Origin of the sequence: Acinetobacter towneri DSM 14962 = CIP 107472, assembly GCF_000368785.1 — a bacterium.
Lineage (GTDB): Bacteria > Pseudomonadota > Gammaproteobacteria > Pseudomonadales > Moraxellaceae > Acinetobacter > Acinetobacter towneri.
The window spans coordinates 115,862-116,585 of record NZ_KB849689.1; the positions used below are offsets into that span (position 1 = coordinate 115,862).

A 724-nucleotide genomic window follows, 5' to 3' on the forward strand; every position below is an offset into this window, starting at 1 on the left:
ACCACAAATTGAGTCTTAATAAATCATCAAAGGGGTCAATTTTACTTTGCTGTTTTTAAGGTAAAAGGGGTCAGTTTTAAATTGCCGTTGACACTTCGACAAACCCGGCAATCAGTGTATACATCTGGGTTTTAGTACGGGTATGTTTCGCCAGCAGAATTTCATCTTTGCCTCGGGTAACAATCGTAATCACACAAGGATTGATACGAGGATACTGGCTATAACCACAGGATGGGCAGACCATGGAATATTGAGTCGCATGCTGCTCAGCTGGATGACCGCAATGACTGCAATAGCAGTGATTACGTCGCCATCCCAGCAACTGCACAGCACGGGAAGCTTCTTCAAATTGTGGTCTACTCCAAACCTGGACCAGCTGGCGGATCGGGACCAACTGATAGCCTTCCGGCACCAGCTCATCCTCTTGCAGATCGCGTGCAATCACCTCTCCGTTTTCTGACAGGTTCAGGTCATCATGAATTTTTTCAACTAGCGGTAGCTGAAAATCATGATCGACCAATAATTGCTGCTGTCTAAAAATATACGCTTTGGAGTGTATGGTCATTCAGATACCCTAATTAAAAAAATCCCATACAGGGGATGTATGGGACAAAACTTAGGAAGCTAACATGGAGTAACTTCAATCCAAATACTAGGTATATAGAACGATAATTTAGAGGTGGTCCCACTTGTTTGAACAACTAAAAGCGTATTTATAAGTGAT

The 724-nt window shown here is 43.0% G+C and carries 1 pseudogene; it reads right to left on the reverse strand.

Annotated elements, in window-relative coordinates:
- Positions 1-79: 79 nt before the first annotated feature.
- Positions 80-565 (reverse strand): annotated as a pseudogene (locus tag F947_RS04850) (NADH pyrophosphatase zinc ribbon domain-containing protein); the annotation flags it as partial.
- Between the last annotated feature and the right edge of the window lie 159 nt (positions 566-724).